The organism is Janthinobacterium sp., from assembly GCF_031995485.1.
GTDB lineage: Bacteria > Pseudomonadota > Gammaproteobacteria > Burkholderiales > Burkholderiaceae_D > Janthinobacterium.
Genome location: NZ_DAMAGB010000046.1, coordinates 1 through 26,819 on the forward strand (window position 1 = coordinate 1; position 26,819 = coordinate 26,819).

Here is a 26,819-nt window from a genome sequence, read left to right on the forward strand (position 1 = left end):
TTCCACCAGCAGCATGCCCAGCACGGCCAGCAGCAGATGGCAGGCGATGGCAGCGGTACGGAACGCCACCGCTTGCGGCAGCGCCAGCTGCGGCGTGCCGGACCACCATTGCAGCACGCCGATGGCGGCGATGGCGGCCAATCCCACCAGCATCGCCACCAGGCGCGCGCGTGATGGCGCGATCAGCAGCAGCAGGAACAGCAGCCAGGCCAGCGTGCGCAGCAATTCAAGTGCGTCGGCGGCCAGCGACCAGCGCCGTCCCAGCAGCACCAGCAGCACCGTGCCGGTGGCCCACACGCCGGTGGCCAGGCAGGCGGCCAGCAGGCTGCGCGCCTGCTGGCGCGCGCGCCAGTTGCTGATCAGCAGCAGCGACAGCGCGAAAAACGCCAGCGATGCCAGGCCGTAGCTGAGCGCGGCCGCATCGGCGGCCATCAGCAGGACCGGTTGCGCATGGTCCAGCGGCGCATCGGCCGTCTGCATGTCACCGGCTGCCTTTGCCAAACAGCACCACCTGCACCGTTTCCAGCAGGATCAGCAGGTCGAGGAACAGGCTGTTGTTCTTCACGTAATACAGATCGTATTGCAGCTTCTTGACAGTGTCATCGACCGAAGCGCCGTACTGGTAGCGCACCTGGGCCAGGCCCGTGATACCGGGCTTGATGCTGTGACGAATATTGTAATAAGGCACTTGTACCTTGAACTGATCGACAAAATACGCGCGCTCGGGCCGGGGGCCCACGAAACTCATCTCGCCGCGAAATACATTGAGCATCTGCGGCAGCTCGTCGATGCGCAGCTTGCGTATCCAGTGGCCCACGCGCGTGATGCGGCTGTCGTTGGCCTGGGCCCAGGTAGGTGTACCGTCGCGCTCGGCGTCGCAGCGCATGCTGCGAAATTTCAATACATTGAACAGTGCGCCATTGCGCCCCACCCGTTCCTGTTGGTAGAACACGGGGCCACCGTCTTCCAGCCTGATGCACAGCATGGTGAGCAGCATCACCGGCAGCGCGGCGATAAAAATGGCGGCGCTGGCGGCCAGGTCGAACAGGCGCTTGGAGGCGGCCCGCACCAGGCTCTGGTCGAAGCCGCCGCCATAGATCAGATAACTGGGCTGCAGGGAGTCGATACGGATCTGGCAGGTTTCGCGCTCGAAAAAGGTGGCCGCGTCGATCACCCTGACGCCGCCCAGCGCGCATTCGAGCAGCTGGCGGATGGGAAACGCGGCATTGCGCCGGTCGCTGACGGAGACGACGATTTCCTGCGCATCATAGCGCTGGGCCATGGCCAGCAGCGTGCTGCCGGCCGGCAGCATGGCCGAGGCAGGCACGCAGCACTGCTCGCCCGGCACATTGATGCAGCCGACCACCGTAAACTGGTGAAAACCGATCTTGCTCGCTGCCAGCTCCATGCAGTCGCGCGCCAGCGCGCCGCCGCCGACCAGGATCAGACGTCCTTCCATCAGCGCCGACTGCGACGACTTGAACACCACCAGCCGCGCCAGCAGCACGCCGATGGCGCCCAGGCCGAAGATCATCACGCTGCCGCGTCCGACATGCAGCGACGGCATGAAGCGCACCAGCACGCTGAGCACGGCATAGCCGAGCGCAAAGGCGGGCAGGATGCGCAGCAGGGTGTTGCGCACATCCTCGCGCGAGCGATGCTGGTACATGCCGAGCGCGCTCATCGACAGCACGATAACCAGGGTAAATAGCGTGGCGGACAGATACACATCGGCGGCGCGCACGATGGGCCGGTTGTCGGCCAGCCAGATCACGGACGTCAGCGTGGCCGACAGCAGCAGTATCAGAATTTCCAGCAACAGCAGCACAAACGCTGTTTTCGACACGTAATGGCTGAATATGCGGATCATGTCACCCCCTTGAGCAAGGTCCCTGCCGCGCGGAATCTGGCGTGGTGGAACTGGTCTTGCAATCATGGACAACTGTCCAGCCCAAGCGTTGATGCGTCGCAAACCGCAGCCGCGGCTATCTTTCGTTCACAGAATTTATCTCAACACATGTCCGATCGATGTGAAATGGACTATAGTATGCTTCCCCTAAAAAAATATAAATGTCATGAAATTTGATGTAGCGATTGTCGGCAGTGGCCTGGCGGGTCTCTCGGTTGCACTGCATTTGGCGGAGACGCGCACTGTCGCGATCATTTCGAAACGCGCGCTGCTCGATGGCGCCAGCAACTGGGCGCAGGGCGGCATCGCGGCCGTGCTCGATTCGGGGGACAGCCACCAGCAGCATATCGAAGACACCCTGATCGCCGGCGGCGGCCTGTGCGACGAGAGCGCCACGCGCTACATCGTCGAGCACGGCCGCGAAGCGATCGAATGGCTGATCGAGCAAGGCGTGCCGTTTACGCGCGACGCCACGGCCGAACTGGGCTTTCACCTGACGCGCGAAGGCGGCCACAGCCAGCGCCGCATCATCCATGCGGCCGACGCCACCGGCCACGCGGTGCAGGTGACGCTGGAAGAAAAAGTGCGCTCGCACCCGAACATCACGCTGTTCGAACACCACTGCGCGATCGACCTGATCACCTCGGACAAGCTGGGCATGAAGCCGGTGCAGCGCAATGCGCAGCCGCATTGCCACGGCCTGTACGTGCAGGACGAGCAAACCGGCAAGGTGCTGACCTTTGCCGCAGAGCATACCGTGCTGGCCACGGGCGGCGCCGGCAAGGTGTATTTATATACCACCAACCCCGACACGGCCAGCGGCGACGGCATCGCCATGGCCTGGCGCGCGGGCTGCCGCGTGTCGAACATGGAATTCATCCAGTTCCACCCGACCTGTTTGTATCACCCGTATGCCAAGTCGTTCCTGATCACCGAAGCGATCCGTGGCGAAGGCGGCCTGCTGAAACTGCCACCGGAAGCGGGCGCGGCAGCCGGCCAGCGCTTCATGCTGGCCCACGACGAGCGGGCCGAACTGGCGCCGCGCGACGTGGTGGCGCGCGCCATCGACTTCGAGATCAAGAAACGGGGACTCGACTACGTACACCTGGACATCAGCCACAAACCGGCCGAATTCCTGATCGAACACTTTCCCACCATTTATGCGCGCTGCCTGGAACTGGGCATCGACATCACCAAACAGCCGATCCCGATCGTGCCGGCCGCCCACTACACTTGCGGCGGCGTGGTGACCGACCTGGCCGGCCGCGCCGACCTGCCGGGCCTGTATGCGGTGGGCGAAACGGCCTGTACCGGCCTGCATGGCGCCAACCGCCTGGCCAGCAATTCCCTGCTCGAATGCATCGTGATCGGCCGCGCCTGCGCCCAGGATATTGAAAGCAAGGAAAAGCTCGGCACGCCATATTTGCCCGACTGGGACGAAAGCCGCGTAACCGATGCCGACGAGGAAGTGGTGATTTCCCACAACTGGGACGAGCTGCGCCGCTTCATGTGGAACTACGTCGGCATCGTGCGCACCACCAAGCGTCTGGAGCGGGCCCAGCACCGCATCGGCCTGCTGAAGGAAGAAATCGACGAGTACTACCGCAATTTCCGCATCACGCACGATTTGCTGGAGTTGCGCAACCTGGTCGACGTCGCGTCGATGATCGTCAACAGCGCCCTGTCGCGCCGCGAAAGCCGCGGCCTGCACTTCAGCCGCGATTATCCCGAGACCCTGCCGAAGGCGATCGCCAGCGTGCTGACGCCGCCGCACCGGTAACACAGGGCAGCAATGTTGTCGGATTACGGCGCTGCGCGCCTAATCCGACCTACCCTGCGCCGATGATATTGTCCGTAATCATTGCTATCGGCATATACCCGTAGGTCGGGTGAGCGCTTGCGCGTAACCCGACAACACTACGGACAGCGCCAACACTGTTGTCGGATTACGGCGCTGCGCGCCTGATCCGATCTATCCGACCCACGTATCGACCTGGGCAGCTTATTCCTGGTCACTGGCCGCAGGCGTGGCTACCGGCGCCGGGCTGAAACTGCTTTTGCCGTCGCGGTAGCGCACCAGCACCTCCACCTCCGACGCCTGCAGCTGGCCCTTGCTGATGGCCGGCAGGTAGCGCCATTTCTTCGCTTGCTCCAGCCATGCGCTGTTGAGCTTTTCGTGGGCCGGTTTGCTGGCAACGATTTTCTGCGGCAGGCCGGACGCGTCGATGCTGATCGTCAGCGTGCTGTCGCCAGCCAGCTTGAGCGGACCGTCATCGTCATGCAGTACCGGATGCAGCGTGTCGCGCTCGACGCCCGCAGGCCGGTCGGCCAGCCGTGGCAAGGCGGCCAGCCGGTACATCTCCTGCTGCCCATCCGCCAGCAGCGCCGTCCACTGCTTGCGCGTCTCGGGCGGCATGGCCAGGCCCAGCATGGTGGTCGAGCGCTGGATGCGCATGTCAATATTGTCCTGCCCACCCGCTTCGGGATGGCGCACGGCGCTCAGGTAGGCGAGCGCGGCCATGCGTACCGCCTGCTTGGGCTGATTGCCGCGCAGCGCTGTGGCTGACAGGCCCAGCCACGGCACGGCGTCGGTCGGCAGCCCCCAGATGGCCTGCTCGAAATACTGGCGCGCCGCCTCGGTTTCGCGCAGCGCCAGGTGCATGCTGCCTAGCGCGGTCGCGACCAGGTAGTCGCGCGGCTGGGCAATCAGCTGGTCGCGCAATTTGTCGGCCTGCGCCGCATCCATGCCGAACCCCCAGCCCGACGCTTCCATCAGCGTGCGGCGCATGCGCGACAGCGTCGGGTCGCCGGGACTCTGATCCTGCTGCATGTTGTACAGCACTTGCAAACCCATCTGCACATCGGCATCGCGCTTGCCTTCCAGCGCCTTGTCCAGCGTGCGGATGCTGGCCCGCACGCTGGACGGTTCCGCCACGATACGGCTGCGCTGCTGCCATTGCAGCTTGTAGGTCGACGCATTCTGCTGCGCCAGCACGGCGTCGGCCTGCTTCTGCGCCTGCGTGGTTGGCGACGAAGTGTACGCCGAAAAACCGATCAGGAACAGCACGATCAGGATCACGATCACCACCCAGCTCTTGCCCGACACGCCGGCCGATGGCAACGGCGCCTGCGCTGGTTGCAGGATGGGCGTCACACGGGAAGAGCGCTGCCCTGGGGGCTGGCGCCGGACTACCGGTGGCGCCTGCGCGGCCAGCGACGCAGCGCCAGCCGCCGCGATGGCCTGCTCGCGCACGCAGGCCGCACATTTCATGCCTGCAAAATGCTGGTGTTCGGGGTTGACCTGGCAGACCACGATGCCGTTCTGCGCCGGGTCGGCGTGGCGCAGCGCCAGGGTGCGCAGCAGCTGCGCCCAGTCGCTGGCCGATGGCCGCGCGCCGCCTTGCCTGCCGAATGCGCGGTCGAACAGCGCGCGCACCCCGGGCGGCATCAGGGCGTGGCCGCTGGTCACGTTCGGCGCAATGCCCTTGTGGCGTTTGAGGCCATAGGCATAGTAACCATCGCGGATGCGGCCCGGGATATCGGTCGGCACCTGCGCGTTGGCAGGCCGGCCGCTGTAGGGATGGATGCCGAAGTTGAGCAACTGGAAGATGACGACGGCCAGCGCAAAACGGTCTTGTGCGGCTTCCGCGCCCGGCGGCATGCCCTTGCGCTGGAACTCGGGCGCCAGGTAGTCGCTGGTAAATTGTTCCGCGCGGTAGCGCTCGCCCTTGCCCTGGATGGAAAAGCCATCGCAATCGAGCATGGCGATGGTCAGTGAATCGCGATAAAAGCGCAGGTTGACCGGCTTCAGGTCGATCACATAATGATGCTGCTGGTGCAGCGCCGCCAGCACGCCGGCCAGGTTCGCCGCCAGCGTCACCTTGGCACCCAGCCCAACTGGCAAGCCTGCCGCGCGCGCCTGGCGTTCCTGCAGGATCTGTTCCAGCTCGGCCGTATGCGCCATGTCCAGCAGCGGCATCACAAAGCCGAGAAATTCCCCTTGCCGGTCATGCACGGCCGCCTGCGGCCAGGCGATCTGCACGTAGCGCTTGCCGTTCTCCAGCTTGTCCGGCAACTCGGGCGTCAGTTCCAGCATGGCGTCGAGCTTGCGCCGGTTGGCAATCCGGTCGAAATGCGGGTGATACAGCTTGGCAACCTGCGCAGGCGAACCGGGCAACAGATAGACGCTGCCCGCGCCGCCACTCTTGATCAGTTTGCCGAGAGTGAGGCTATGCTTGCCATCGAGCCAGATCGTCTGGCCCGGCCCCACCGCCTTGCCCACACTCATGCGCGCAAGGCCAGCAGCAGCGTCTTGTCGTCGCCGGTGATCTGGTGCGTGCGCGGATCGAGCAGCGTCTGCGCCAGCGCCTGCTCGCCCAGGGTAATATCGTCCATGCAGCGCAGATAATTTTGCACCGCACTCATGAACGGCGCATACAGCGCGGCATTGTGCTTGCCCATGGCAAACGGCATGCAGCCGTCCGACATCAGGACCAGGCCGCGCACGCCATGCGGTATCGGCAGCAGGCGCAGCTGGTCGCGCCAGCGCTCGCCGCTGAGAAAATAGGTTTCATTGGCATATTCGCCATTGGCCGGCAGCGAAATGAGCTCGCTGCCATTGTCCAGCTGCGCCACGCCCACGCCGTCTCCGAGATGAAAGAACACGCCCACGGACGGCCCCATCACCACGCCCACCACCGTGGTGGCGTAATCGTCGAGCACGGCGCCATGGTTGTCCGCCATTTCTTCCAGCGCGCCGCGCACCTGCGCCATGGACTCGCGCAGCATGCCGTCGCGCAGCTGCTCGATGCTGGCGCCCTGCTCGAGCCGGCGCGCCAGCGCCTGCGCCAGCGTGGTGGCGACGAACTGCGCGCCCAGCTCGCTGTGCCTGGCGGAACCGGCGCCGTCGCACACCACTGCCACCAGCGACTCGCCCGCGTTGACGTGTGCATGCGCATCCTGGCAAGGCAAGCCCTTGTCCAGATGCGACTTGCCCACCACCGAGGCGCCGAACACGCGCCAGCCGTTTTCTGCCTGGTCAGTTGCCGCCATCTCAGGTAGGCACCACCGACCAGCCATCGGTCGAGGCCAGCTGCGCCTGCGCGCCCGGACGCGATTGCGACACCACCTGCATACTGGCGCTCAGCCACAGGAACAGTTCGCGGAACTGCAAGCCTTTGAGCTGCTTGACGCCGCGCTCGCCGCGGCTGGAAAACTGCCCCAGCATGTCAATATTGGCGCCCTCGCCCACGGCAATCGGAAAAATCGCCACCTTGCTGGCCTGCTCGGCGGACCGTGCCTGCTCGGCGCCATGCTGCCAGCGGTCGGTCGGCTCGCCGTCCGACATCAGGAACAGCCAGGGCCGCGTATAGGCCACGCCGGCCTGGCGGAAGCGCAGTTTTTCCTGCTCGATTTCGGCCAGCGCCAGTTCGACGGCGGCGCCGGTCGGCGTGGTGCCGTTCGCTTCCAGACGCGGCGCCGTAAAGTCCATCGCATCGCACCAGTTGCGCGCGACCATCGCTTCATCGTGTTCGCCGTACTGGATCACCAGGATGCGCACGCGCTTGGCCGCGATCACGTCGGCCTTGAGCTCCTGTTCCAGCAAGGCCAGGCCCTCGTTCAGGAAAGCGACAGGGTCGCCCGCCATGCTGCCGGAACAGTCCAGCACCAGCACCAGCGGCGTGCGTTGTTCGGTATTGTCGACCAGCGCGACATCGGGAATCATTATTGGCGTCATGTGTTTTTGTTAGGGTTGCGAAATAGCTTACAGACGAAGCTTACCCTATGGATACACTTTTCATGCGCGCAGTTGGCATGCACTGAAGCATCTATTAGTAAATTATCAGCTTCACGTTGCACGCGGAGACATTTTGTCCTATCTTGATAAATATCAAAATAACTACCGATACTTGCTTACTCATAAGGTGGATCAAGCTATCGACGGTGTACCCCGTCACGCCTGCTTCCCACCCCTACCCGCCGCGCGCCGCCGTAAGCACCGTCAACCTGGCAAGGGGAAGCGCATGAACAGTCTTGCGGACACGGCATCGCCACTGACTTCGCGGCAACATGGATTAATCGGCAAGCTGTACGAAGCCGCGCTGGACGACGCGGCCTGGCGCGCGGTATGTGCCGGCCTTGCCGCTTCGTTTGGCGCAACCAGCAGCGCGGTGGTGGTATTGCCAACCCATCGTCAAAAGCAGTTTCTCGGCCGCAGCGACAATTTCTCGGACGCCATGATCGCCTCGTACGAGGAACATTACTGGCAGTGCGACGTCTGGGCCATGCGCGCCATGCAGACGGGCCTGGCGCGCGTGTTTACCAGCGCCGACATGATCAGCGACCGCGACTTCGAGCGTACGGAATTCTATGCCGACTTCTGCCGCCAGCTCGGCGTGTTCTACGTGATCGGCAGCGTGTTTCCCGTGGCCGACGGCGAACTGGGCCTGCTGGGCATCCACCGCCAGCGGGGCCAGCGGCATTACACGGCCCTTGAACGGCTGCAGGTCGAAACCCTGCTGCCGCACCTGCAGCGCGCGCTGCAGATACGCCACCGCCTCGCGCCCGCCGCCGCGCCACCGGCATGCAGCGCCCAGATACTCGACACCCTGGACGTGGCGGTGGTGCTGCTCGGCGCGCAGCTGAACGTGCTGTACGCCAATGCGGCGGCGATCAGACTGTTTGGCGCGGACGTGCCGGCATCGCTGCAGGTGTCGACCAAAGGCTGTCCGCGCTGGCAACTCACGCCGCCACTGGCCAGGGCCGTAAGCGCGGCCATCGGCGGCCGGTTGCAGGGCCCCGCATGCCAGTCGCTGCGCATGGAGCGTGACGATGGTGCACCGCTGATCGTCAGTGTCGCCCCGTACCGCAGTACCAGCGGTCCGCATGCCGGCCGGCCCTGCGCCATGCTGCTGGCGCGCGACCCCGGCGTGTGCGAGGCGTCGCTGCTGGCATTGCAACAGCTGTTCGGGCTGACGCCCAGCGAGACGCAGGTATGCCGGTCGCTGGCGCAAGGCCAGTGCGTCGACCAGATCGCCAGTACCTGCGCGGTCTCGGCCTGCACCGTCAAGACCCATCTGCATCATATCTACGGCAAGACCGGCACCAGGCGCCAGGGTGAGCTGATTGCGCTGGTTCACCAGTGCATCGCCGCCGTGCCCCAGTCTTTTGCACCGCCTCCACCAAACGGATGATGTGCCGCCGCCTGCGCTTTCCTAGACTGGCTCCAGCCTTCCGGCATGTCTTGTTTGCAAGATCAATGTTGAGGCGATACCGTTCAGACCGCACCCGATGCGGCATACATATCACTGGAGAATGCACCATGAAAACACTGTTATTGAGCGCCATCCTTGCCCTGGCCGCCAGCACCACCGTAGCCCAGTCCGATACCGCCGGCGACATCCCGCGCGTCGACGTGCCGGGCCGCGCGCTGACAATCGAGGTACCTGCCAGGCCGCGCTACATGATGGCCGACGACTTCAAGCAGTTTGCCGGCGAGTACGACCTGTCCAATGGCGACACCCTGGCCCTGCGCCGGGCTGGCGGCCTGATGTATGCGCGCATCGGCAAGCAGGACGAACATCGCATCGTCGCCACCGGCCGCAACTCGTTTGTCGCGCTCGACCGCCAGCTCAAGGTGCGCATCGATCACCATGACGATGGCACGGTCGGCGGCGAACTGGTGATGGTGGTGCCGGCCCACAAACTGGCCGACGGCAGCATGACCGAAGAGCGCATCGCTTCGATCGCCTTCCCGGGGCAGTAAGGCGGCATTGCATGGCAGGCTGGCGCCAGCCAAAACAGGTTCTCGGCCGGCGCCGGATTGCCATCGAACTTATTGCTGCGGCCAGCGCGCCTTGACACGCGCCTTGATCTTGTCGGCCACCGCTTTCAGGTCGTCATAGCGGCCATTGTCTTCCCAGGTCGTGTACATGAAACCGTCCACGCCTGTCACGCCATCGGCTTCGGCCGCATCGAGGCTGTCGAGCCATGTGTCGGTCAGGGCCAGATCGTCGTAATACAGCGCAATCATCTGTTTCAAATCGCGCTGATGGAAGTATTTCAGCGACTTGACCTGCAGCGGGTCTTCCGGGGGAACGGACGGCCCGATATTGTGCGTCCAGTTCACCACCACCGTATCGGCATGGATGCCGGTGGCGGCGCCAGCCAGGCTGCCCTTGACCATGAAATATTTGTCGACCGCGTTCATGTACGGATCAAACATATCGTTCCACACATACAGCTTGACACCAGGATTTTCCGTTTTCACCATCGCCTGCATGGCCGTCATGGTATTGGCCAGATAGGTGGCGGCGCTGATATTGCCGCACGAAGGATCCCAGTTCATGATGCGCCACTCGTCATAATTGATGAAAAACGTCTGGCTGGATGGATACAATTGCTTGATTTTCCGGTAGCCCTGCGTTTGCAGCGTCATGTATTCCGGCGGACAGGCACTGGCGGGCGAGGTCCAGACCGGCATCATGTTCTTGGCCTCCTGGTACCAGGACACCAGCAACTGGCTGCCATCGGCAATCGTGCTGCCGGCGGAAATCGTCAGCGATTCGTTGCCGACCGTATAATCCTTGTCCGCCCCCTCCTGGTAAGTCACCCGCGAATTGACGGGCCCAGCCGAGGTGACAGTCACCGGCAATGAGGGGCGTGCGATCGTATGCGCCAGGCCAATTTTGCCTATCTGCATATCGTCGATCCAGGCAGTGCCGGCTTCATCGTCTTTTGCATTGGCCCACGCGCCCATGTAAAAGCGCACGGCGGTCAGGTCGCGCGTATTGAAGTCGAAGTTATAATTTGTCCAGCCCTGAGTTGGAGCGACCGTATTGGGCGCGGGATTCCACGTACCATCGGCCAGCGTGCTGCGACCCATCGGATACAGGTTGTTGTAGACCGGCACATCGCTCTCGTCTTCCAGCACCTGCACTTTCATCGGCGCCTTGTAGTTGTCGGTGCGCAGCCAGAACGAGACGCGGTAAGCGGTATACGGTGTCAGATTGGCAAACCTTCTGTAGAACCGGGTCTGCGATTTCCTGATCATCCGGCTGGCATCCTCAGGATCGGGAATCATGATATTGGGCTGCGTCAGTTTGATCGATCCTAGCCCGGTGCCGCGCCCGACGCTGCTGTCAAAGCTGACCGTGCCCGTATCCATCATCTGCCAGGCGCCCGCGCCGTTTGCGAAATGGTCGTTGGCCAGCCACTGCACCACCGGTTTTGCACTCCCCTGCTGGACGACAAACGGCGTCTTGTCGACAAGAATAGCCTCCGACAGCTGGGAATTGATTTGCGCGGGAATCTGCGGGTGGCCACCCATCGGTATCAGTTCTATCCCCTGCTCGAGTGCAGTCTGTTTCAACGCCGTCAGATTCTCCTCCAGATCGGTGTACGGCCCTGTCTCAGCAATATACGAATCTTCGCCGCCGATATTGACCACAATCCCGTTATAGCCATTCAATTTTGCCTGGATGATCAGCGCCGTCAGCTTGTTGTAATCGGCATTGGCTGTCAATTTTCCCCAGGCCACATCGCCATAGAAGTAGATCCAGCGCTTGGTGAAACAGTTGACCGTGCACACAGGCGCCAGTTCGACCATGACCTGTTTCGACACGGTAGCGCCACCGCCCTGGCAGGTCACGCTATAGCTGGCAGCAGCTTGCAGTGCAGGCGTGGTGTAGGAGCCGGTCAGCGGCACCGACGAGGCCCACGAAGACGAGCACGACTGTGCGCCGATGGCGTCCCAGGCGATCGACGTAGCGCTGCCTTTGGCCACCACCTGTGGACTGGCGGAGAGGAAGATATCGGGCGCGGCCACGGCCTGGCCCATTGCGCAGGTGCTCAGGAGCACGGCGACACCGTTAAAAGCAAAGCGCATGGCGTATCCTTCAGATGAAATTATAATATTAATAATTTTTTACTAATATAGCAATTGCTTTCTGAAAACACCATGCCAGCCGTGCCGACATTTGCTACCCCGGCCGCGTGCTATGATCGCCGCACCTATCCAAGATAATGGCAATCGCCCATGCAGCAACGCCCGCGCAGTCATCGCTTCACTCTCCTGCTGCGCCGCGGATTGCGCCTGCTGGCGTGGCCCCTGCTGGCCCTGACCAGCGCCGCCTGCTCCAGCACCATGCGCCATCCGGCCAGCGAACCGACGCCGGTCATCCTGCGTTTCACCTACGACGGCGGCAAGCCCATGCGCCATGACAACTACATCGCTGTCGCTCGCCAGCAGTTATCGATCACGCAATGCAGCAAGCCGGGCAGCACCAGGACCTGCGACGTCGGCATCGACCTGCTGTTTATGAGCGGCGACACGCCACTCGACGCCAACGGCGAAGTGCGCGTCACCTTGCGCTCGACCGGCCCCATCGGCGATTATCCGGGCGAGCGCTGCATCAATGGCAAGGCTTATGTGTTTAGTTCGGGCAAATGGATTCCCGGCCCGTTCAGTCCGGGCCAGGTGATAGAGATTGACTACAGGATCAGGGAAGTAAAAATGGCGTGCCCGACTTCGTCATCGACGCCGGGTTGGTGGGAGAACAGAGACAACCCCCGCGCGTGAATGCCGCTACTGCTGTTGCAGGCTGCAAAGTAAAACCGGGGTCAGACCCGGCGGGTCTGACCCCGGATCTTGCATCCGGCTTGAAACTAACGCCTGCAGCATGCAAACAGTAAGAATTACTGCAACTCAAACTCCCCCGGATTCAACCCCAGCTCCCGGGCGATCTTGCCCGCCACGCGCTGCTCGTTGGCGTCAAAATTGCCGTCTGACGAAGCGATCGCAATAATCATCCGCACCAGCAGCCGCGACGCCTCCGCATTCGACTTCATCTTGCCCAGCGCCTGATACGCCTTGGCCTCGCCGATGTCCTTGTCGAATTCCAGCTGGCTGACAAAATCCTGGAACGCCTTGATCACGTCGGTGGTGGTAAATACCGACAGCGCATCATTGGTCTCGATGAACTTGACCATCTTCTGCTTCTCTTCCGAGCTGACGCTGCCGTCGGCCATCGCGATCAGGGCCGAGCCGGCCATGGCGGCGTTCAGGAAATCCTTGTTCTTGTACTTCAGCGCTTCGGTCTTCAGTTCACTTGCTTTGGTCTTCAGTTTGGACAGGAAGGAATCGAAACTCATGGGGGATCTCCGGGTTGGTTGATGTCAGGTAGCGGTGAACACTACCACCAGAACCCAGCTTGGGGCGCCAGCCTGGAATGCAAGCTGGCAGCACTGTGGCCCATCAGCCAAAGTTGCGCACTTTTCAGCCGCAAAACAGGCAGTCTCATGCCATCGCAGGGGAAGATGATTACGCAGTTTTACTGATGGGGTCTGCAATCATCGCCACTGGCAAGGCAGCTCAATTTTTATCGCCTTCAGTTTTCTCGTAAATAAGATGCAAAAAGCCGCTGCCTTGCGACAGCGGCTTTTCATTTATCCGGCAGCACCTTGAGCCAAAGTGCCGCTTGATCATTCATTACCCCACAAACTTCCGCGCATTCCTGAACATGCGCATCCAGGGCGAATCCTCACCCCAAGCCTCAGGATGATACGACTGCTGCACCGAGCGGAACACCCGCTCCGCATGCGGCATCAGCACCGTGAAGCGGCCGTCCGGCGTGGTCACCGAGGTGATGCCTTCGGGCGAGCCGTTCGGGTTGTACGGGTACGCTACCGTTGCGGCGCCCTTGTTGTCGACAAAGCGCATGGCCTTGTGGACCTGGGTGATGTCGCCCGTTTGCGAGAAGTCGGCGTAGCCTTCGCCGTGGGCAATCGCGATGCCGGCCTGGGTGCCGGTCATGCCGTTGAAGAAGATCGACGGGGAGTCCATCACTTCGACCATGGCAAAGCGGCCCTCGAACTTTTCCGATTTGTTGCGCGTGAACTTGGGCCAGGCGTGGGCGCCGGGGATGATCGACTTCAAATTGCTCATCATCTGGCAGCCGTTGCAGATGCCGAGGCCAAAGCTGTCGGTGCGGGCGAAGAAGCGCGCGAACTGGTCGGCCAGGCTGGCGTTGAACAGGATGGTCTTGGCCCAGCCTTCGCCGGCGCCCAGCACGTCGCCGTACGAGAAGCCGCCCACGGCGATCACGCCCTGGAAGTCATCGAGTTTCACGCGGCCGGCGATCAGGTCGCTCATGTGCACGTCGACCGCCGTAAAGCCTGCCTGGTGCATCACGTAGGCCGTTTCGATATGCGAGTTCACGCCCTGCTCGCGCAGGATGGCCACGCGCGGACGCACGCCGGTGGCGATAAATGGCGCGGCGATATTCTCGGTCTGGTCGAACGTGACGACAGGCGTCATGCCCGGGTCCTGCAGGTCGAGCAGGCGGTCGTATTCGGCATCGGCGCAGGCAGGATTGTCGCGCAGGCGGGCGATGCGCCAGCTCGTTTCGCTCCACAGGCGGTGCAGTTCGGCGCGCGGCTGGGTGTAGATCAATTTTGCGTCGCGCGTGAATTCGACCACGTCGCGGTCGTTCAACTTGCCGATGATATGGCTGCAGGCGCCCAGGTTGTAGGTGCGCAGCACATCCATGACGATGGATTTTTGATCGGCGCGCACTTGAATGACGGCGCCCAGCTCCTCGGAAAACAGCGCGCGCAGGGTCAGTTCGTTGCGGCGCTCGGCCACCTGGCCGGTCCAGTTCTTGGCGTCGCCCCAGTCGCTGGAGTGCTCGCCTTCCATGGTCAGCATGTCGAGGTTGACCGACATGCCGGTGTGGCCGGCAAAGGCCATTTCCGCCAGAGTGGCGTACAGGCCGCCGTCCGAGCGGTCATGGTAGGCCAGCAGACGGTTTTCGCCGTTCAGCTGCTGGATGGCAGCGAAGAAGCCTTTCAGGTCTTCCGCGCTGTCGACGTCCGGCGTGGCATTGCCCAGCTGCTGCAACACCTGTGCCAGCGCCGAAGCGCCGAGGCGGTTCTTGCCGCGGCCGAGGTCAATCAAAATCAGCGAGGTGTCGCCCGCGTCCGTTTTCAGCTGCGGCGTGAGCGACTTGCGCACGTCCGTCACCGGTGCGAACGACGAGACGATCAGCGACACCGGCGAGGTGACTGACTTGGCCGCGCCATTGTCTTCGTCTTTCCAGGTGGTGCGCATCGACAGCGAATCCTTGCCGACCGGGATGCTGATGCCGAGCGCCGGGCACAGTTCCATGCCGACCGCCTTGACGGTGTCGTACAGCGCCGCATCCTGGCCAGGCTGGCCGCAAGCGGCCATCCAGTTGGCCGACAGTTTGATATCGGAGATGTCGCCAATCGCAGCGGCAGCGATATTGGTGACGGCTTCGCCGACGGCCATGCGGCCCGAGGCTGCGGCGTCGATCACGGCCAGCGGCGTGCGCTCGCCCATCGCCATCGCTTCGCCCAGGTAGCCTTCGAAACTCATGGTGGTGACGGCGCAATCGGCCACCGGCACCTGCCATGGTCCCACCATCTGGTCGCGCACGGTCATGCCGCCCACGCTGCGGTCGCCAATCGTGATCAGAAACGATTTGTCGGCCACGGTTGGCAGCAGCAGCACTTTTTGCGCCACATCGACCAGGTCCATGCCGGTAAGATCAATCGCCGGGAAGTCGTTGGCCACGTGGACCACGTCGCGCTGCATCTTTGGTGGTTTGCCCAGCAAGACGTCCATCGGCATGTCGACCGGCTCGTTGCCCAGTTCCGTGTCGATCAGTTTCAGCTGGCGTTCTTCGGTGGCCACGCCGACGGCGGCGAACAGGCAGCGTTCGCGCTCGCACATGGCTTTAAATAATGGCAGGCTTTCCGGCGCGATCGCCAGCACATAGCGTTCCTGCGACTCATTGCTCCAGATTTCCTTCGGCGCCATGCCCGATTCTTCCAGCGGCACCTTGCGCAGGTCGAAGATCGCGCCGCGTTTGGCGTCGTTGGTGATTTCCGGGAAAGCGTTCGACAGGCCGCCGGCGCCCACGTCGTGGATCGAGATGATCGGATTGTCGGGGCCCATCTGCCAGCAGGCGTTGATCACTTCCTGGGCGCGGCGTTCCATTTCCGGGTTGCCGCGCTGGACCGAATCGAAGTCCAGGTCGGCCGTGTTGCTGCCGGTGGTCATTGACGAGGCGGCGCTGCCGCCCATGCCGATGCGCATGCCGGGGCCGCCCAGCTGCACCAGCAGGCTGCCGACCGGGATATCGTTTTTATGCGTGTGCTGCGCCGAGATATTGCCGATGCCGCCGGCGATCATGATCGGCTTGTGGTAGCCGAACACGGCGTCCGCAGTCCCTGCTTCCTTTGCGCCGACGTTCTGCTCATAAGTACGGAAGTAGCCGCCCAGTACCGGACGGCCGAATTCGTTCGAGAACGCGGCGCCGCCCAATGGGCCCTCGATCATGATCTGCAGCGGCGAGGCGATGCGCTCCGGCTTGCCGTATTGCGCTGCTTCCTTGCGGCCGGCCAGCGGCGCGGTGACGGAGGCCGCGGTTTCCCAGCTGCGCACGGCGCCAGGCAGCGACAGGTTCGACACGGTAAAGCCGGTCAGGCCGGCCTTCGGCTTGGCGCCGCGGCCGGTCGCGCCTTCGTCGCGGATCTCGCCGCCCGCGCCGGTCGAGGCGCCGGGGAATGGCGAAATGGCGGTCGGGTGGTTATGCGTCTCCACCTTCATCAGGGTATGCGTCAGCTCTTCCGAGGCTGCATATTCGTGGCCTTCGCCGCGCGGGTAGAAGCGCGAGACGGTGGCCCCTTCCATGATCGACGAGTTGTCGCTGTAGGCGACCACGGTGCCTTTCGGCTGCAGTTCGTGGGTGTTCTTGATCATGCCGAACAAGGACTTGGGCTGCGCCACGCCGTCGATGGTCCAGTCGGCGTTGAAGATCTTGTGGCGGCAATGCTCGCTGTTCGCCTGCGCGAACATCATCAGTTCCACGTCGGTCGGATTGCGGCCGGCTTTTGTAAACGCCGCGTCCAGGTAGTCGATCTCGTCTTCCGACATCGCCAGGCCCAGTTCCGTGTTGGCCGTTTCCAGCGCAGCCTTGCCCTGTCCCAGCAGATCGATCGATTCGAGCGGACGCGCTTCCAGCGTGCGGAACAGGTCTTGTGCCTGGTCGGCGCTGCGCAGCACCGATTCGGTCATGCGGTCGTGCAGCAGGTCGGCCACGGCCTGTACCTGCTCAACGGCCAGCTTGCCGGCGCCGATCGCGCTGCCCAGGATGCCCGCTTTCAGGTTGATGCGGAAGGCGACGCCGCGCTCGACGCGCTTGATGTGCGCCATGCCGCAGTTATGCGCGATGTCGGTGGCCTTCGAGGCCCACGGCGAGATGGTGCCGAAGCGCGGGATGACGAAGAATTCCTCGAACGCGCCATCGGTATTGTCCGGCTGCGCCGGCTCGCCATAGGTCAGCAAGGCGCCCAGGCGCGTGCTGTCGTCGTCGGACAAGGCCGAACTGGCATCGATGAAATGGACATACCGTGCCTGCACCGCAACGATGGCAGGCGAAACAGCTTGCAGTTGGGTGAGCAGACGGTGGCTACGGAAGGCGGACAGGGCATTGGAACCCGGCAGTATCAACATGGTTGGAAGGTGGTTGATGCAGCGTGGCTGCGGGTTAAAGGTAGGTATGACAAGACAAGATCATGGTGTGGCAAATTTCCTTTGCGCGCATTATACCCGTTTTTACCCCCTCTTTTTGGCCGAATATGGCCTGCCGGCGCCCTGCGCACTGGTGTGTGCGCGCAACGCTATCTGGCGATACACTGAAACCCGGCACCACGCTGGCGCCACCGCGCCGGCCAGGCATGCAATGCGCGCTATGCTGGTGGCAAGGCGAGCCGCCTTTGCAGTATGCTGGACGTAGTGGAAACTTAGCGGATTTTGCCGGGCCGGCCTGCCCGATGGCGGCGGCCCATGACTGAACGGATCAACGAGAGCTGAACGATGCCAGAAAATAGCGACCTGTCTGTCCTGATCATCGACCCCAACCCCAGCATGCGCGGCAATCTGCACAATATGCTGAACCAGGCGGCCATCAACAAGGTCGAATATGCCGTCAATTCGGGCACGGCGATCCGCCTGCTGAACAAGAAACCGTTCGATATCATCCTGTGTGAATACGATCTTGGTAGTGGCTCCGACGGCCAGGACGGCCAGCAGCTGCTGGAAGATCTGCGCCACCATCAGCTGATCAAGCCGTGGACCATCTTTATCATGCTGACCTCCGAAGCCATCCACAGCAAGGTGGTCAGCGCGGCCGAACTGACGCCGGCCGACTATATCCTCAAGCCGTTTACGGTCGATGTGCTGAGCGGGCGCATCGCGCGCGCCATCGAGCGGCGCGCCGTCTTCCTGCCCACTTACCATCTGATCGACAAGGGCGATCTGCGCGCGGCCGTGGCCAGCTGCGAGACGGCGGAGCAGCGCCACCCGCGCCTGGCCGGCGACTTTGCGCGCTTGCGCGCCGAGCTGCACCTGTCGCTGGGCGAATGGAAGGAAGCCGAGCAGGTGTACGTCGAGATGCTGCTGACGCGGCCGATGGCCTGGGTGCGGCTCGGGCTGGCGCGCACGCTGTTCGCGCAGCAGCGCCACGAGGAGGTGGAAGCGGCGCTGCTGGAACTGATCGAACAGAATCCCCGCTACATGGCCGCCTACGACCTGCTGGCGCAGAACCACGAAGCGATGGGCCAGCCGCTGCAGGCCAAGAAGATCCTCGAAGACGCCGTGCATATCTCGCCGCATGTGGTGCGCCGTTTGCGCCGCCTGGGCGGCATGGCGTTCGAATCGGGCGATATCGGCGCGGCCGAGCGGGCCTACAAGCAGGTCGTCACCAAGGCCAAATACTCGGAGTTCCGCGACCCGGAAGACCATGTCAACCTGGTACGCACGCTGGTCAGGAAAGGCGACGGCCCGCAGGCCAGCGGCGTGCTGCGCGACATGGAGCGCTCGCTGCGCGGCGGCGCCAACGTCGAAGCATGCCGCGCCATCTCGGCCGCCATGCTGTTCGAGCTGGCCGGCAACGACCTGGCGGCCGCCAACGAACTGCAGCAGGCGGCCACTGCCGCCAATATGGCGCGCGGCCTGTCGACCCAGCTGAAAGTGGGACTCGTGCAGAGCTGCCTGAAAAACAATCTCGATGACGAAGCGTCGGAAGTGATGATGAAACTGGTCAGCGAGTCCGACGGCGACGTGACCATGGAACAGGCGGTGGACGTGTTTGAAAAAGCCGGCCGCCACGACCTGGCCAAGGGCCTGGGCCAGCAGATGCGCAACCAGGTGCAGGATCTGCTGGAAGAAGCGGCCGGCAAGGCCGAAAGCGGAGAGCTCAAGGGCGCCGTCTTCATGCTGCGCCAGGCGCTGCGCAGGACGCCGGGCAACCTGCCGGTGCTGTTCGCCTCGGTCGAAGCGATCTTGCGCCAGCTGAACATGCTGGGCTGGGAAGCCGTGCTGGCCGAGCAGGTGCAGGAACAGCTGCAGGTAATCCGCAAGATCGATCCCAAGCATCCGCGGCTGGAGTCCTTGAAGCAGCAGTATGCGGCCACGCAGCACAAGTATGGCATTGCGACGTGATTGCGGAGCCGACAATGGCGTCGGCTTACGCGCTTGCGCGCCAAGCCGACCTGCGAAAGGCCCGCCGCAGGCCGGCTTGGCGGGGCCGCCGAGGCGCGAAGCGCGTAACCCGACGCTCCCCGCCTATGGCGCTATCCAGTAGCGGTCGATATCGGCCAGCCCCCACGTACTCGCCTCCTCGCAGCTGACGATGGCGTCGCCCGTGCCGGGCTGCGCCAGGTCCAGCAGCAATGGCGCGATATAGGTTTGCGATTTGCTTGAAAAGAATACCTTCACCTTGGGCAGCAGCAGGGAGCCTTGCAGCGGCTGCTCGGCCACTACGGCCAGCCTGCCCGACTTGAGGCGCACCAGCGTGCCGACCGGATAGATACCCAGGCATTTGACAAAGGCGGCAAACACTTTTTCGTCGAAGTGGCCGCCGCGGCTCCATTCGGCCATGCGGCGCAGCGATTCGGCCGGACCCCAGCCCGCCTTGTAAGGGCGGTTCGAGGTCACGGCGTCGTACACGTCGCAGATGGCGCCCATGCGCGCATGCAGGCTGATCTGCTCTCCCCGCAGGCCGTGCGGATAGCCGCTGCCATCGAATTTTTCATGGTGGTGCAAACACACTTCGAGCGCGATCGCGCCGATGCCGCCGGACGCCTGCAGCAGGGCGTGGCCGGCCACCGGGTGCTGTTTGACGATTTCGAATTCGTCCGCCGTCAGCTTGCCCGGCTTGTTCAGGATGGCGGCTGGCAAGGTCATCTTGCCGACATCGTGCAGCAGGCCCGCCAGCCCCAGTTCGCGCGTGACGGCGTCATCGAGCTGCAACTGGCGCGCCAGTGCGATCATCAGCGCACAGACGGCCACCGAATGCATGTAAGTATAGTTGTCGGCCGTCTTCAGGCGTGCCAGGCCGATCAGGGCGCCCGCATTGCGCATGACGGAGCCGGCGATTTCGTCGACCAGCGGCAAGGCGCTGCCCAGGTCGACGGCCCGCCCCATGCGCGCATCCTGGAACATCGACAGCACGGCGCCCCTGGACTTGTCGATCAGCGTGGCCGCGCGCTGCAGCTCCTGCGACATGGGCGCCGGGGCGGCTGGCGCAAACTGAAACGGCGCCGGATCGGTAGCGGATGGCGCGGCGACGGGCGCCGGCTCGCTGGCATGCTGGCGGATGGCGGCCACGTCACGGCCGCGGGACGTATCGATCCACAGCTGCGTCACGCCGCTGGCCAGGATCTTGGCGATCGTCTGTTGTTCTTCAACGGGAAACGAGCTTTGCCAGAATGGCGTGGTCAGCCACGAGCAGCACAGCTTGTGCACGTACATGCCGACGCGTAATTGTTCGGCGGAGATCTGCTTGACAGGGCCTGCTTTGCCGTTTGCCGCACTTGCCTGACTCATCCGTCACCTTTCATCTGCGCTGCGATGATCGATTGTGGCATGCGTGCTCGACAGCAACAATCAGTTGCGCGAATTTTTTACGAAAATTAACGTAATTATCAGGAACATGAAACTTTTTACAATATTGCGTGTGGCAACAAAGAGACGGCGCGCCAGCAGCCATGCCGCCCGCGCGCCTGTTTGCCATTTCAGCTTATTGAGCCAGCGACGCCATGTCGATCACGAAGCGGTAGCGCACATCGCTTTTCACCACGCGCTCGAATGCTTCGTTGATGTCCTGGATACGGATGATCTCGATGTCGGACACGATATTGTGCTTGCCGCAGAAATCGAGCATTTCTTGGGTTTCCTTGATCGAGCCGATCATCGAGCCGGACAGGCTGCGGCGCGCGCCGACCAGGCCGAAAGCGCTGATCGGCGGCACGGCGCCGTCAGGAATGCCGACGATGACCATGCTGCCATCGACTTTGAGCAGGTTGATGTACTGGTTCCAGTCGATCGAGGCGCCCACGGTGCAGATGATCAGGTCGAACGTGCCAGCCAGCTTCTCGAAGGTGGCCGCGTCGTTGGTGGCGTGGTAGTGGTCGGCGCCCAGGCGCAGGCCGTCTTCGCGCTTCGACAGGGTCTGGCTCAGCACCGTCACTTCGGCGCCCATCGCGTGGGCGATCTTGACGCCCATGTGGCCGAGGCCGCCCATGCCCAGGATCGCGACCTGCTTGCCGGGACCGGCCTTCCAGTGCTTCAGCGGCGAATACAGCGTGATGCCGGCGCACAGCAGCGGCGCGGCGGCGTCCAGCGGCAGGTTGTCGGGAATCGACAGCACATAGCCTTCCTTGACGACGATGCTGTCCGAGTAGCCGCCCTGCGTGGCGGTCTTGCCGTCCGCTTCGACGCTGTTGTAGGTCTGCACCAGGCCGGGCATGTACTGTTCCAGGTCGACGTTGCGCGTCTTGCAGGTGGTGCAGGAATCGACGAAGCAGCCCACGCCCACGTGGTCGCCCACCTTGAATTTGGTGACATTGGCGCCAACGGCCGTGACGACGCCGGCGATTTCATGGCCGGGCACCATCGGGAAAGCGGCGCCGCCCCATTCATCGCGCACCTGGTGGATATCGGAGTGGCATACGCCGCAGTATTTGATCGAGATGGCGACGTCGTCTTCGCGCGGGGCGCGGCGTTCAAAAGTAAACGGTTGCAGTTTGCTGGTCGGGCTCAGTGCGGCGTAGCCTTTGGCGGTGGTGGTCATGGGAACTCCTGTGGTCTGGTTGCGGGATCACGCATGGCGTGCATGCGACAGGTCACAGTGTGCACCAGCGCAGCGGCGCGCGTTACCGCGATCCTGCAAGAACTTTGCACGATAGTCCGAATGTGGCCGGCAGCATGCTGCGCTTGCAGCGCCGCCCTGCTACACTGGCGCCACCATGATACCTACCCTGTTGCCGCAAGATGAAATCGCCGCCCTGATCAGCCGCCATGCCCCCGGGAGCGGTGATTACGGCACGGCGATCGAGAGCCTGTCCTTTCACCGCCGCGACGCGCCCACCGATTCGCTGTGCCATGCGGCGCGCCCCAGCGTGGCGATCATCGCCCAGGGCGCGAAAGAGGTGACGCTCGGCAGCGAGGTCTTTCACTACAGCCGCATGCAGTATCTGCTGACGTCGGTCGACCTGCCGGTACAGGCGCGCGTGGTCGAGGCGAGTGCGCAGTCGCCGCACCTGTGCGTGGTGCTGGGCATCGATATCGCCGACGTGGCCGCGCTGACGGCCGGCGACGACGCGTCCTTCTCGCGCCAGATCCCGGTCACGCGCGGCATTTCCGTCAGCGAAGTGCCGGGCGACCTGCTCGACGCCATGCTGCGCCTGGTGCGCCTGCTGGACCAGCCATCCGATATCGCGGCGCTGGCGCCGTTGATCCAGCGCGAGCTGACCTACCGCCTGCTCAAGGGGCCGGTCGGCGCGCGGCTGCGTCACATGGCGCTGGCCAGCAGCCAGTCGCACCAGGTCGGACAGGCGATCAAATGGATACAGCATAATTACTGCGAGCCGCTGCGCATCGAACAGCTCGCTGGCGTGGCCAACATGAGCGTGTCGTCGCTGCACCACCATTTCAAGGCAATTACCGCCATGACGCCGATGCAGTACCAGAAAACCTTGCGCCTGCAGGAAGCGCGCCGCTTGCTGCTGGTGGAAAAAATCGACGCCGGCACGGCCGGCTACCGGGTCGGCTATGCCAGCGAATCGCAGTTCAGCCGCGAATACAGCCGCCAGTTCGGCCGCGCGCCGATGCGTGACGTGGGGCAGTTGCGCGCCCAGCTGACGGGCGCGCAGGCGGCTTATTCGGGCATGCCGTAGCCTCCACCGCCGGGCGTCTCGATTACGAATACATCGCCCGGCTGCATCTGCGCCTTGCCGATATGCGGCAGGTGCTCGACGCTGCCGCCCACGCGCTCGACATAATTGCGCCCCAGCGCGCCTGGCGCGCCGCCCGCCATACCGAACGGCGGCACCACGCGGTTGTTGGCCAGGATCGCTGCCGTCATCGCTTCCAGAAAGCGCACGCGCCGGATGCCGCCATTGCCGCCGCGCCAGCGCCCTGCCCCGCCCGAGCCTTCACGAATGCGGTAGCTGTCGAGCCGAACCGGAAAGCGCCATTCGAGTATCTCGGGGTCCGTCAGCCGCGAGTTGGTCATATTGGTCTGCACCACGCTGGTGCCATCAAAACCGGGGCCGGCGGCCGAGCCGCCGGAGATGGTTTCGTAGTACTGGTAGCGCTCGTTGCCGAACGTGAAATTGTTCATCGTGCCCTGCGAGGCCGCCATCGCCCCCAGTGCGCCGTACAAGGCATTGGTGATGCAGGTCGAGGTCTCCACATTGCCCGACACCACCGAAGCCGGGTACTGCGGATTGAGCATCGAGCCGGGCGGAATGATGACCGTGAGCGGCTTGAGGCAGCCGGCGTTGAGCGGGATATCGTCATCGACCAGGGTGCGGAACACATACAGCACCGCGGCCATGCAGACGGCCGACGGCGCATTGAAGTTGTTCGGCAGCTGGTTTGACGTGCCAGTAAAGTCGATGGTGGCGCTGCGCGCCGCCGCATCGACGCGGATCGCCACCTCGATGCGCGCGCCGTTGTCGAGCGCCAGGGTGTAGGCGCCGTCTTTCAGCTGCTTGATGACGCGGCGCACCGCTTCCTCGGCATTGTCCTGCACATGCCCCATATAGGCCTGCACCACCTCGAGGCCGAAATGCGCCACCATCCTGTGCAGCTCGTCGGCGCCCTTCCGGTTGGCCGCCACCTGGGCGCGCAGGTCGGCCAGGTTCTGCCGGGGATTGCGCGCCGGGTAGGCGCCACTGCCCAGCAGCGCCAGGGTATCGGCTTCGCGCAGCAGCCCGGTGCCGCCGTCGACCAGCTTGAAGTTATCGATCAGCACGCCCTCCTGTTCGATCTGCACGGAGTCGGGTGGCATCGAGCCGGGCGTGGTGCCGCCGATATCGGCATGGTGGCCGCGCGAGCCGACATAGAACAGGATGGTCTCGCCGGCGGCGTCGAACACGGGCGAAATTACGGTCACGTCAGGCAGGTGCGTGCCGCCGTGATACGGGTCGTTCAGCATGTAGACGTCGCCGGGCGCCATGTTCCCCTGGTTGCGCGTCATGACGGTGCGGATGCTCTCGCCCATCGAGCCCAGATGCACCGGCATGTGCGGCGCATTGGCGATCAGCTTGCCCTGGGCGTCAAAGATGGCGCAGCTGAAGTCGAGCCGCTCCTTGATATTGACGGAGTGCGCCGTGTTCTGCAGCCGCAGTCCCATCTGCTCCGCGATCGACATGAACAGGTTGTTGAATATCTCCAGCATCACGGGATCTGCCCGCGTGCCGATCGCCTGCCGCGCCGGCAGTGCCTGCACGCGGCGCAGCACCAGGTGACCGTGCGCGCAGACTTGCGCGCGCCAGCCCGGCTCGATCACGGTGGTGGCGTTGGCGTCCGTGATCATGGCCGGGCCGTCGATGGCGTCGCCGGCGCGCAGCCCATCGAACGCATACAGGCCGCTGTCACGCCACTGGCCAGCGCAATACATGGCGACGGTGTCCGATGGCGCCAGCGGGCCGTCGCGCTCAGCCCACTCGGTGGCCGCCACCTGCGGCGCGTCAGAGACGCCGACGGCTTCCACGGAGATCGCTTCGACGATCAGCGCGCGCGCGGGTATCAGGAAGGAAAAGCGTTTTTTATACGCCGCTTCGAACTGCGCCTGCATGCCCTCGACGCTATCGAACAGCACCACCAGCGCCGAATCCGTGCCGTCGTAGCGCAGGTGCACGCGGCGCAGCAGCGAGATGCGTTCAGGCGCCACGCCCTGCTTCAGCAAATCGTCCTGCGCCTGCGCGCCCAGTTCCGCCAGCGCGGCGCCGATATCCGCACCCAGCCGTGCCTCGATGGCCCGCTCGCGCATCGCGCTCTGGTCGGCCAGGCCCATGCCGTAGGCCGACATCACGCCGGCCAGGCGGTGGATAAAGACGGTGCTCATGCCCAGCGCGTCGGCCACCAGGCAGGCATGCTGGCCACCGGCACCGCCAAAGCAGGTCAAGGCATAGCCAGTGACGTCGTGGCCGCGCTGCACCGAAATCTGCTTGATGGCGTTGGCCATATTGCCGACCGCGATCGCGATATAGCCTTGCGCCACTTCTTCGGCCGTGCTGCCCACGGTGCGCGCCAGCGCCTCGAATTGCGCGCGCACGCCGGCCACGTCGAGCGGCTCGTCGGCGCCGGGGCCGAACAGCCTGGGAAAATGCGCCGGCTGCAGCTTGCCCAGCAGGACATTGCAGTCGGTGACCGCCAGCGGCCCGCCGCGCCGGTAGCTGGCCGGGCCGGGGTCGGCGCCCGCGCTGTCCGGCCCCACGCGGTAGCGCGCGCCATCGAAATGCAGGACCGAACCGCCGCCGGCCGCCACCGTATGGATGCTCATCATCGGCGCGCGCATGCGCACGCCGGCCACCTGTGTCTCGAACACGCGCTCGAACTCGCCCGCATAGTGCGACACGTCGGTCGAAGTGCCGCCCATGTCGAAGCCGATCACCTTGTCGAAGCCGGCCAGCGCGCTGGCGCGCACCATGCCGACGATGCCGCCGGCCGGTCCCGACAGAATGCTGTCCTTGCCCTGGAACGCGCGCGCATTGGTCAGGCCGCCGTTCGACTGCATGAACTGCAGGTGCACGCCGGGCAGCTCTTTGGCCAGCTGGTCGACATAGCGGCGCAGGATCGGCGACAGATAGGCGTCGACCACGGTGGTGTCGCCGCGCGCCACCAGCTTCATCATGGGACTGACCTCGTGCGACACCGACACTTGCGTAAAACCCGCCTCGCGTGCCAGCTGCGCCACCCGCGCTTCGTGCGCATGATGGCGGTAGCCGTGCATCAGCACGATGGCGATCGAGCGCAGGCCGCGGCCATGGGCTTCTGCCAGCGCCTTGCGCGCGGCGGCGTCATCGAGCTCCAGCACCACGTCGCCATGCGCGCCGATGCGCTCGCCGATCTCGATCACCTCGCCATACAGCAGCTCGGGCAGCACGATCTGGCGCGCGAACAGCAGCGGGCGGTTCTGGTAAGCGATGCGCAGCGCGTCGCGAAAGCCGCGCGTGATCGCCAGCACGGTCGGCTCGCCCTTGCGCTCGAGCAGCGCGTTGGTGGCCACCGTGGTGCCCATCTTGATGGCGCCGATCTGGCGTACCGGCAGCGGCGCGCCGGGCGCCACGTCCATCAGATGGCGGATGCCGGCCAGCGCGGCATCGCGGTACCGTTCCGGATGTTCGGACAGCAGCTTGTGCGTGGCCAGGCTGCCGTCAGGGCGGCGCGCCACGATATCGGTAAAGGTGCCGCCACGGTCGATCCAGAATTGCCAGTCCATCGCCATCCTCCGCTGTGTGAGATGGCTATTGTAGCGGCTACATTGCCGCGCGCCCGGCACGCGTGCGCCTTGCCTTCCAATGCAATCGGCCT

At 63.9% G+C, this 26,819-nt stretch carries 16 protein-coding genes and 1 pseudogene; 6 read left to right on the forward strand and 11 right to left on the reverse strand.

All coding sequences use genetic code 11. The features are described 5' to 3' along the window. A pseudogene (locus RTQ46_RS21510) lies at nt 1-480 on the reverse strand (PEP-CTERM system histidine kinase PrsK); the annotation flags it as partial. Nucleotide 481: 1 nt separating this feature from the next. After that, nucleotides 482-1,870: a TIGR03013 family XrtA/PEP-CTERM system glycosyltransferase gene (locus tag RTQ46_RS21515; protein ID WP_312439631.1), complete on the reverse strand. Its 1,389-nt coding sequence runs from the start codon at nt 1,868-1,870 to the stop codon at nt 482-484. 205 nt (nt 1,871-2,075) lie between these two features. Between RTQ46_RS21515 and nadB the strand changes: the two genes are divergently transcribed. Next, nucleotides 2,076-3,689, forward strand: coding sequence for an L-aspartate oxidase (gene nadB / locus RTQ46_RS21520; protein WP_312439632.1), 1,614 nt, complete (start codon nt 2,076-2,078; stop codon nt 3,687-3,689). 222 nt (nt 3,690-3,911) lie between these two features. On the opposite strand, the gene RTQ46_RS21525 is transcribed toward nadB, so the two are convergent. From RTQ46_RS21525 to RTQ46_RS21535, 3 genes are read right to left on the reverse strand one after another with little or no spacing between them, the layout of a single operon-like run. Beyond that, a complete protein-coding gene (locus tag RTQ46_RS21525) occupies nt 3,912-6,197 on the reverse strand; it encodes a hypothetical protein (protein ID WP_312439633.1) in 2,286 nt (761 codons plus the stop codon). Further along, the gene (locus RTQ46_RS21530) at nt 6,194-6,961 is read right to left on the reverse strand and encodes a PP2C family serine/threonine-protein phosphatase (RefSeq protein WP_312439634.1); all 768 of its coding nucleotides are present in this window, start codon (nt 6,959-6,961) and stop codon (nt 6,194-6,196) included. The genes RTQ46_RS21525 and RTQ46_RS21530 overlap by 4 nt, the downstream gene beginning before the upstream one ends. 1 nt (nt 6,962) lies before the next feature. Next, nucleotides 6,963-7,646, reverse strand: coding sequence for a VWA domain-containing protein (locus RTQ46_RS21535; RefSeq protein WP_312439635.1), 684 nt, complete (start codon nt 7,644-7,646; stop codon nt 6,963-6,965). 286 nt (nt 7,647-7,932) lie between these two features. Between RTQ46_RS21535 and RTQ46_RS21540 the strand changes: the two genes are divergently transcribed. Then, complete coding sequence (locus RTQ46_RS21540; protein WP_312439636.1) at nt 7,933-9,102, forward strand: helix-turn-helix transcriptional regulator; 1,170 nt, start codon at nt 7,933-7,935, stop codon at nt 9,100-9,102. A 128-nt stretch (nt 9,103-9,230) separates the two neighbouring features. Then, nucleotides 9,231-9,674 carry a hypothetical protein gene (locus tag RTQ46_RS21545; protein ID WP_312439637.1) on the forward strand — a complete coding sequence of 148 codons (444 nt, stop codon included), beginning with the start codon at nt 9,231-9,233 and terminating at the stop codon, nt 9,672-9,674. Between the two features lie 69 nt (nt 9,675-9,743). Here the strand turns inward: RTQ46_RS21545 and RTQ46_RS21550 are convergent, their stop codons facing one another. Next, on the reverse strand, nt 9,744-11,795 hold the full coding sequence (locus tag RTQ46_RS21550) for a hypothetical protein (protein WP_312439638.1): 2,052 nt from the start codon (nt 11,793-11,795) through the stop codon (nt 9,744-9,746). A gap of 150 nt (nt 11,796-11,945) precedes the next feature. Between RTQ46_RS21550 and RTQ46_RS21555 the strand changes: the two genes are divergently transcribed. Further along, complete coding sequence (locus RTQ46_RS21555) at nt 11,946-12,488, forward strand: hypothetical protein (RefSeq protein ID WP_312439639.1); 543 nt, start codon at nt 11,946-11,948, stop codon at nt 12,486-12,488. Nucleotides 12,489-12,604: 116 nt separating this feature from the next. Here RTQ46_RS21555 and RTQ46_RS21560 read toward each other — a convergent pair whose 3' ends face one another. Both RTQ46_RS21560 and purL read right to left on the reverse strand, forming a co-directional pair. Beyond that, the gene (locus tag RTQ46_RS21560) at nt 12,605-13,060 is read right to left on the reverse strand and encodes a tellurite resistance TerB family protein (protein WP_312439640.1); all 456 of its coding nucleotides are present in this window, start codon (nt 13,058-13,060) and stop codon (nt 12,605-12,607) included. Between the two features lie 337 nt (nt 13,061-13,397). Next, nucleotides 13,398-17,447, reverse strand: a complete 4,050-nt coding sequence (gene purL / locus RTQ46_RS21565; protein ID WP_312439641.1) for a phosphoribosylformylglycinamidine synthase — start codon at nt 17,445-17,447, stop codon at nt 13,398-13,400. A gap of 363 nt (nt 17,448-17,810) precedes the next feature. Between purL and RTQ46_RS21570 the strand changes: the two genes are divergently transcribed. Next, on the forward strand, nt 17,811-19,436 hold the full coding sequence (locus RTQ46_RS21570; RefSeq protein ID WP_312439642.1) for a response regulator: 1,626 nt from the start codon (nt 17,811-17,813) through the stop codon (nt 19,434-19,436). Nucleotides 19,437-19,559: 123 nt separating this feature from the next. Here RTQ46_RS21570 and RTQ46_RS21575 read toward each other — a convergent pair whose 3' ends face one another. Then, a complete protein-coding gene (locus tag RTQ46_RS21575; RefSeq protein WP_312439643.1) occupies nt 19,560-20,822 on the reverse strand; it encodes an HD-GYP domain-containing protein in 1,263 nt (420 codons plus the stop codon). Nucleotides 20,823-21,015: 193 nt separating this feature from the next. Beyond that, on the reverse strand, nt 21,016-22,068 hold the full coding sequence (locus RTQ46_RS21580; protein WP_312439644.1) for an NAD(P)-dependent alcohol dehydrogenase: 1,053 nt from the start codon (nt 22,066-22,068) through the stop codon (nt 21,016-21,018). 175 nt (nt 22,069-22,243) lie between these two features. On the opposite strand from RTQ46_RS21580, the gene RTQ46_RS21585 reads away from it, so the two are divergent. Beyond that, nucleotides 22,244-23,173 carry an AraC family transcriptional regulator gene (locus RTQ46_RS21585; RefSeq protein ID WP_312439645.1) on the forward strand — a complete coding sequence of 310 codons (930 nt, stop codon included), beginning with the start codon at nt 22,244-22,246 and terminating at the stop codon, nt 23,171-23,173. Here RTQ46_RS21585 and RTQ46_RS21590 read toward each other — a convergent pair. Further along, complete coding sequence (locus RTQ46_RS21590) at nt 23,155-26,727, reverse strand: hydantoinase B/oxoprolinase family protein (RefSeq protein ID WP_312439646.1); 3,573 nt, start codon at nt 26,725-26,727, stop codon at nt 23,155-23,157. The two genes, RTQ46_RS21585 and RTQ46_RS21590, sit on opposite strands and share 19 nt — an antisense overlap. Nucleotides 26,728-26,819 lie beyond the last annotated feature (92 nt).

Coding starts and splice junctions, on each gene's coding strand:
- RTQ46_RS21515 (WP_312439631.1), bottom strand. CDS start 1,870: ATGATCCGCATATTCAGCCATTACGTGTCGAAAACAGCGTTTGTGCTG.
- nadB (WP_312439632.1), top strand. CDS start 2,076: ATGAAATTTGATGTAGCGATTGTCGGCAGTGGCCTGGCGGGTCTCTCG.
- RTQ46_RS21525 (WP_312439633.1), bottom strand. CDS start 6,197: ATGAGTGTGGGCAAGGCGGTGGGGCCGGGCCAGACGATCTGGCTCGAT.
- RTQ46_RS21530 (WP_312439634.1), bottom strand. CDS start 6,961: ATGGCGGCAACTGACCAGGCAGAAAACGGCTGGCGCGTGTTCGGCGCC.
- RTQ46_RS21535 (WP_312439635.1), bottom strand. CDS start 7,646: ATGACGCCAATAATGATTCCCGATGTCGCGCTGGTCGACAATACCGAA.
- RTQ46_RS21540 (WP_312439636.1), top strand. CDS start 7,933: ATGAACAGTCTTGCGGACACGGCATCGCCACTGACTTCGCGGCAACAT.
- RTQ46_RS21545 (WP_312439637.1), top strand. CDS start 9,231: ATGAAAACACTGTTATTGAGCGCCATCCTTGCCCTGGCCGCCAGCACC.
- RTQ46_RS21550 (WP_312439638.1), bottom strand. CDS start 11,795: ATGCGCTTTGCTTTTAACGGTGTCGCCGTGCTCCTGAGCACCTGCGCA.
- RTQ46_RS21555 (WP_312439639.1), top strand. CDS start 11,946: ATGCAGCAACGCCCGCGCAGTCATCGCTTCACTCTCCTGCTGCGCCGC.
- RTQ46_RS21560 (WP_312439640.1), bottom strand. CDS start 13,060: ATGAGTTTCGATTCCTTCCTGTCCAAACTGAAGACCAAAGCAAGTGAA.
- purL (WP_312439641.1), bottom strand. CDS start 17,447: ATGTTGATACTGCCGGGTTCCAATGCCCTGTCCGCCTTCCGTAGCCAC.
- RTQ46_RS21570 (WP_312439642.1), top strand. CDS start 17,811: ATGCCAGAAAATAGCGACCTGTCTGTCCTGATCATCGACCCCAACCCC.
- RTQ46_RS21575 (WP_312439643.1), bottom strand. CDS start 20,822: ATGAGTCAGGCAAGTGCGGCAAACGGCAAAGCAGGCCCTGTCAAGCAG.
- RTQ46_RS21580 (WP_312439644.1), bottom strand. CDS start 22,068: ATGACCACCACCGCCAAAGGCTACGCCGCACTGAGCCCGACCAGCAAA.
- RTQ46_RS21585 (WP_312439645.1), top strand. CDS start 22,244: ATGATACCTACCCTGTTGCCGCAAGATGAAATCGCCGCCCTGATCAGC.
- RTQ46_RS21590 (WP_312439646.1), bottom strand. CDS start 26,727: ATGGACTGGCAATTCTGGATCGACCGTGGCGGCACCTTTACCGATATC.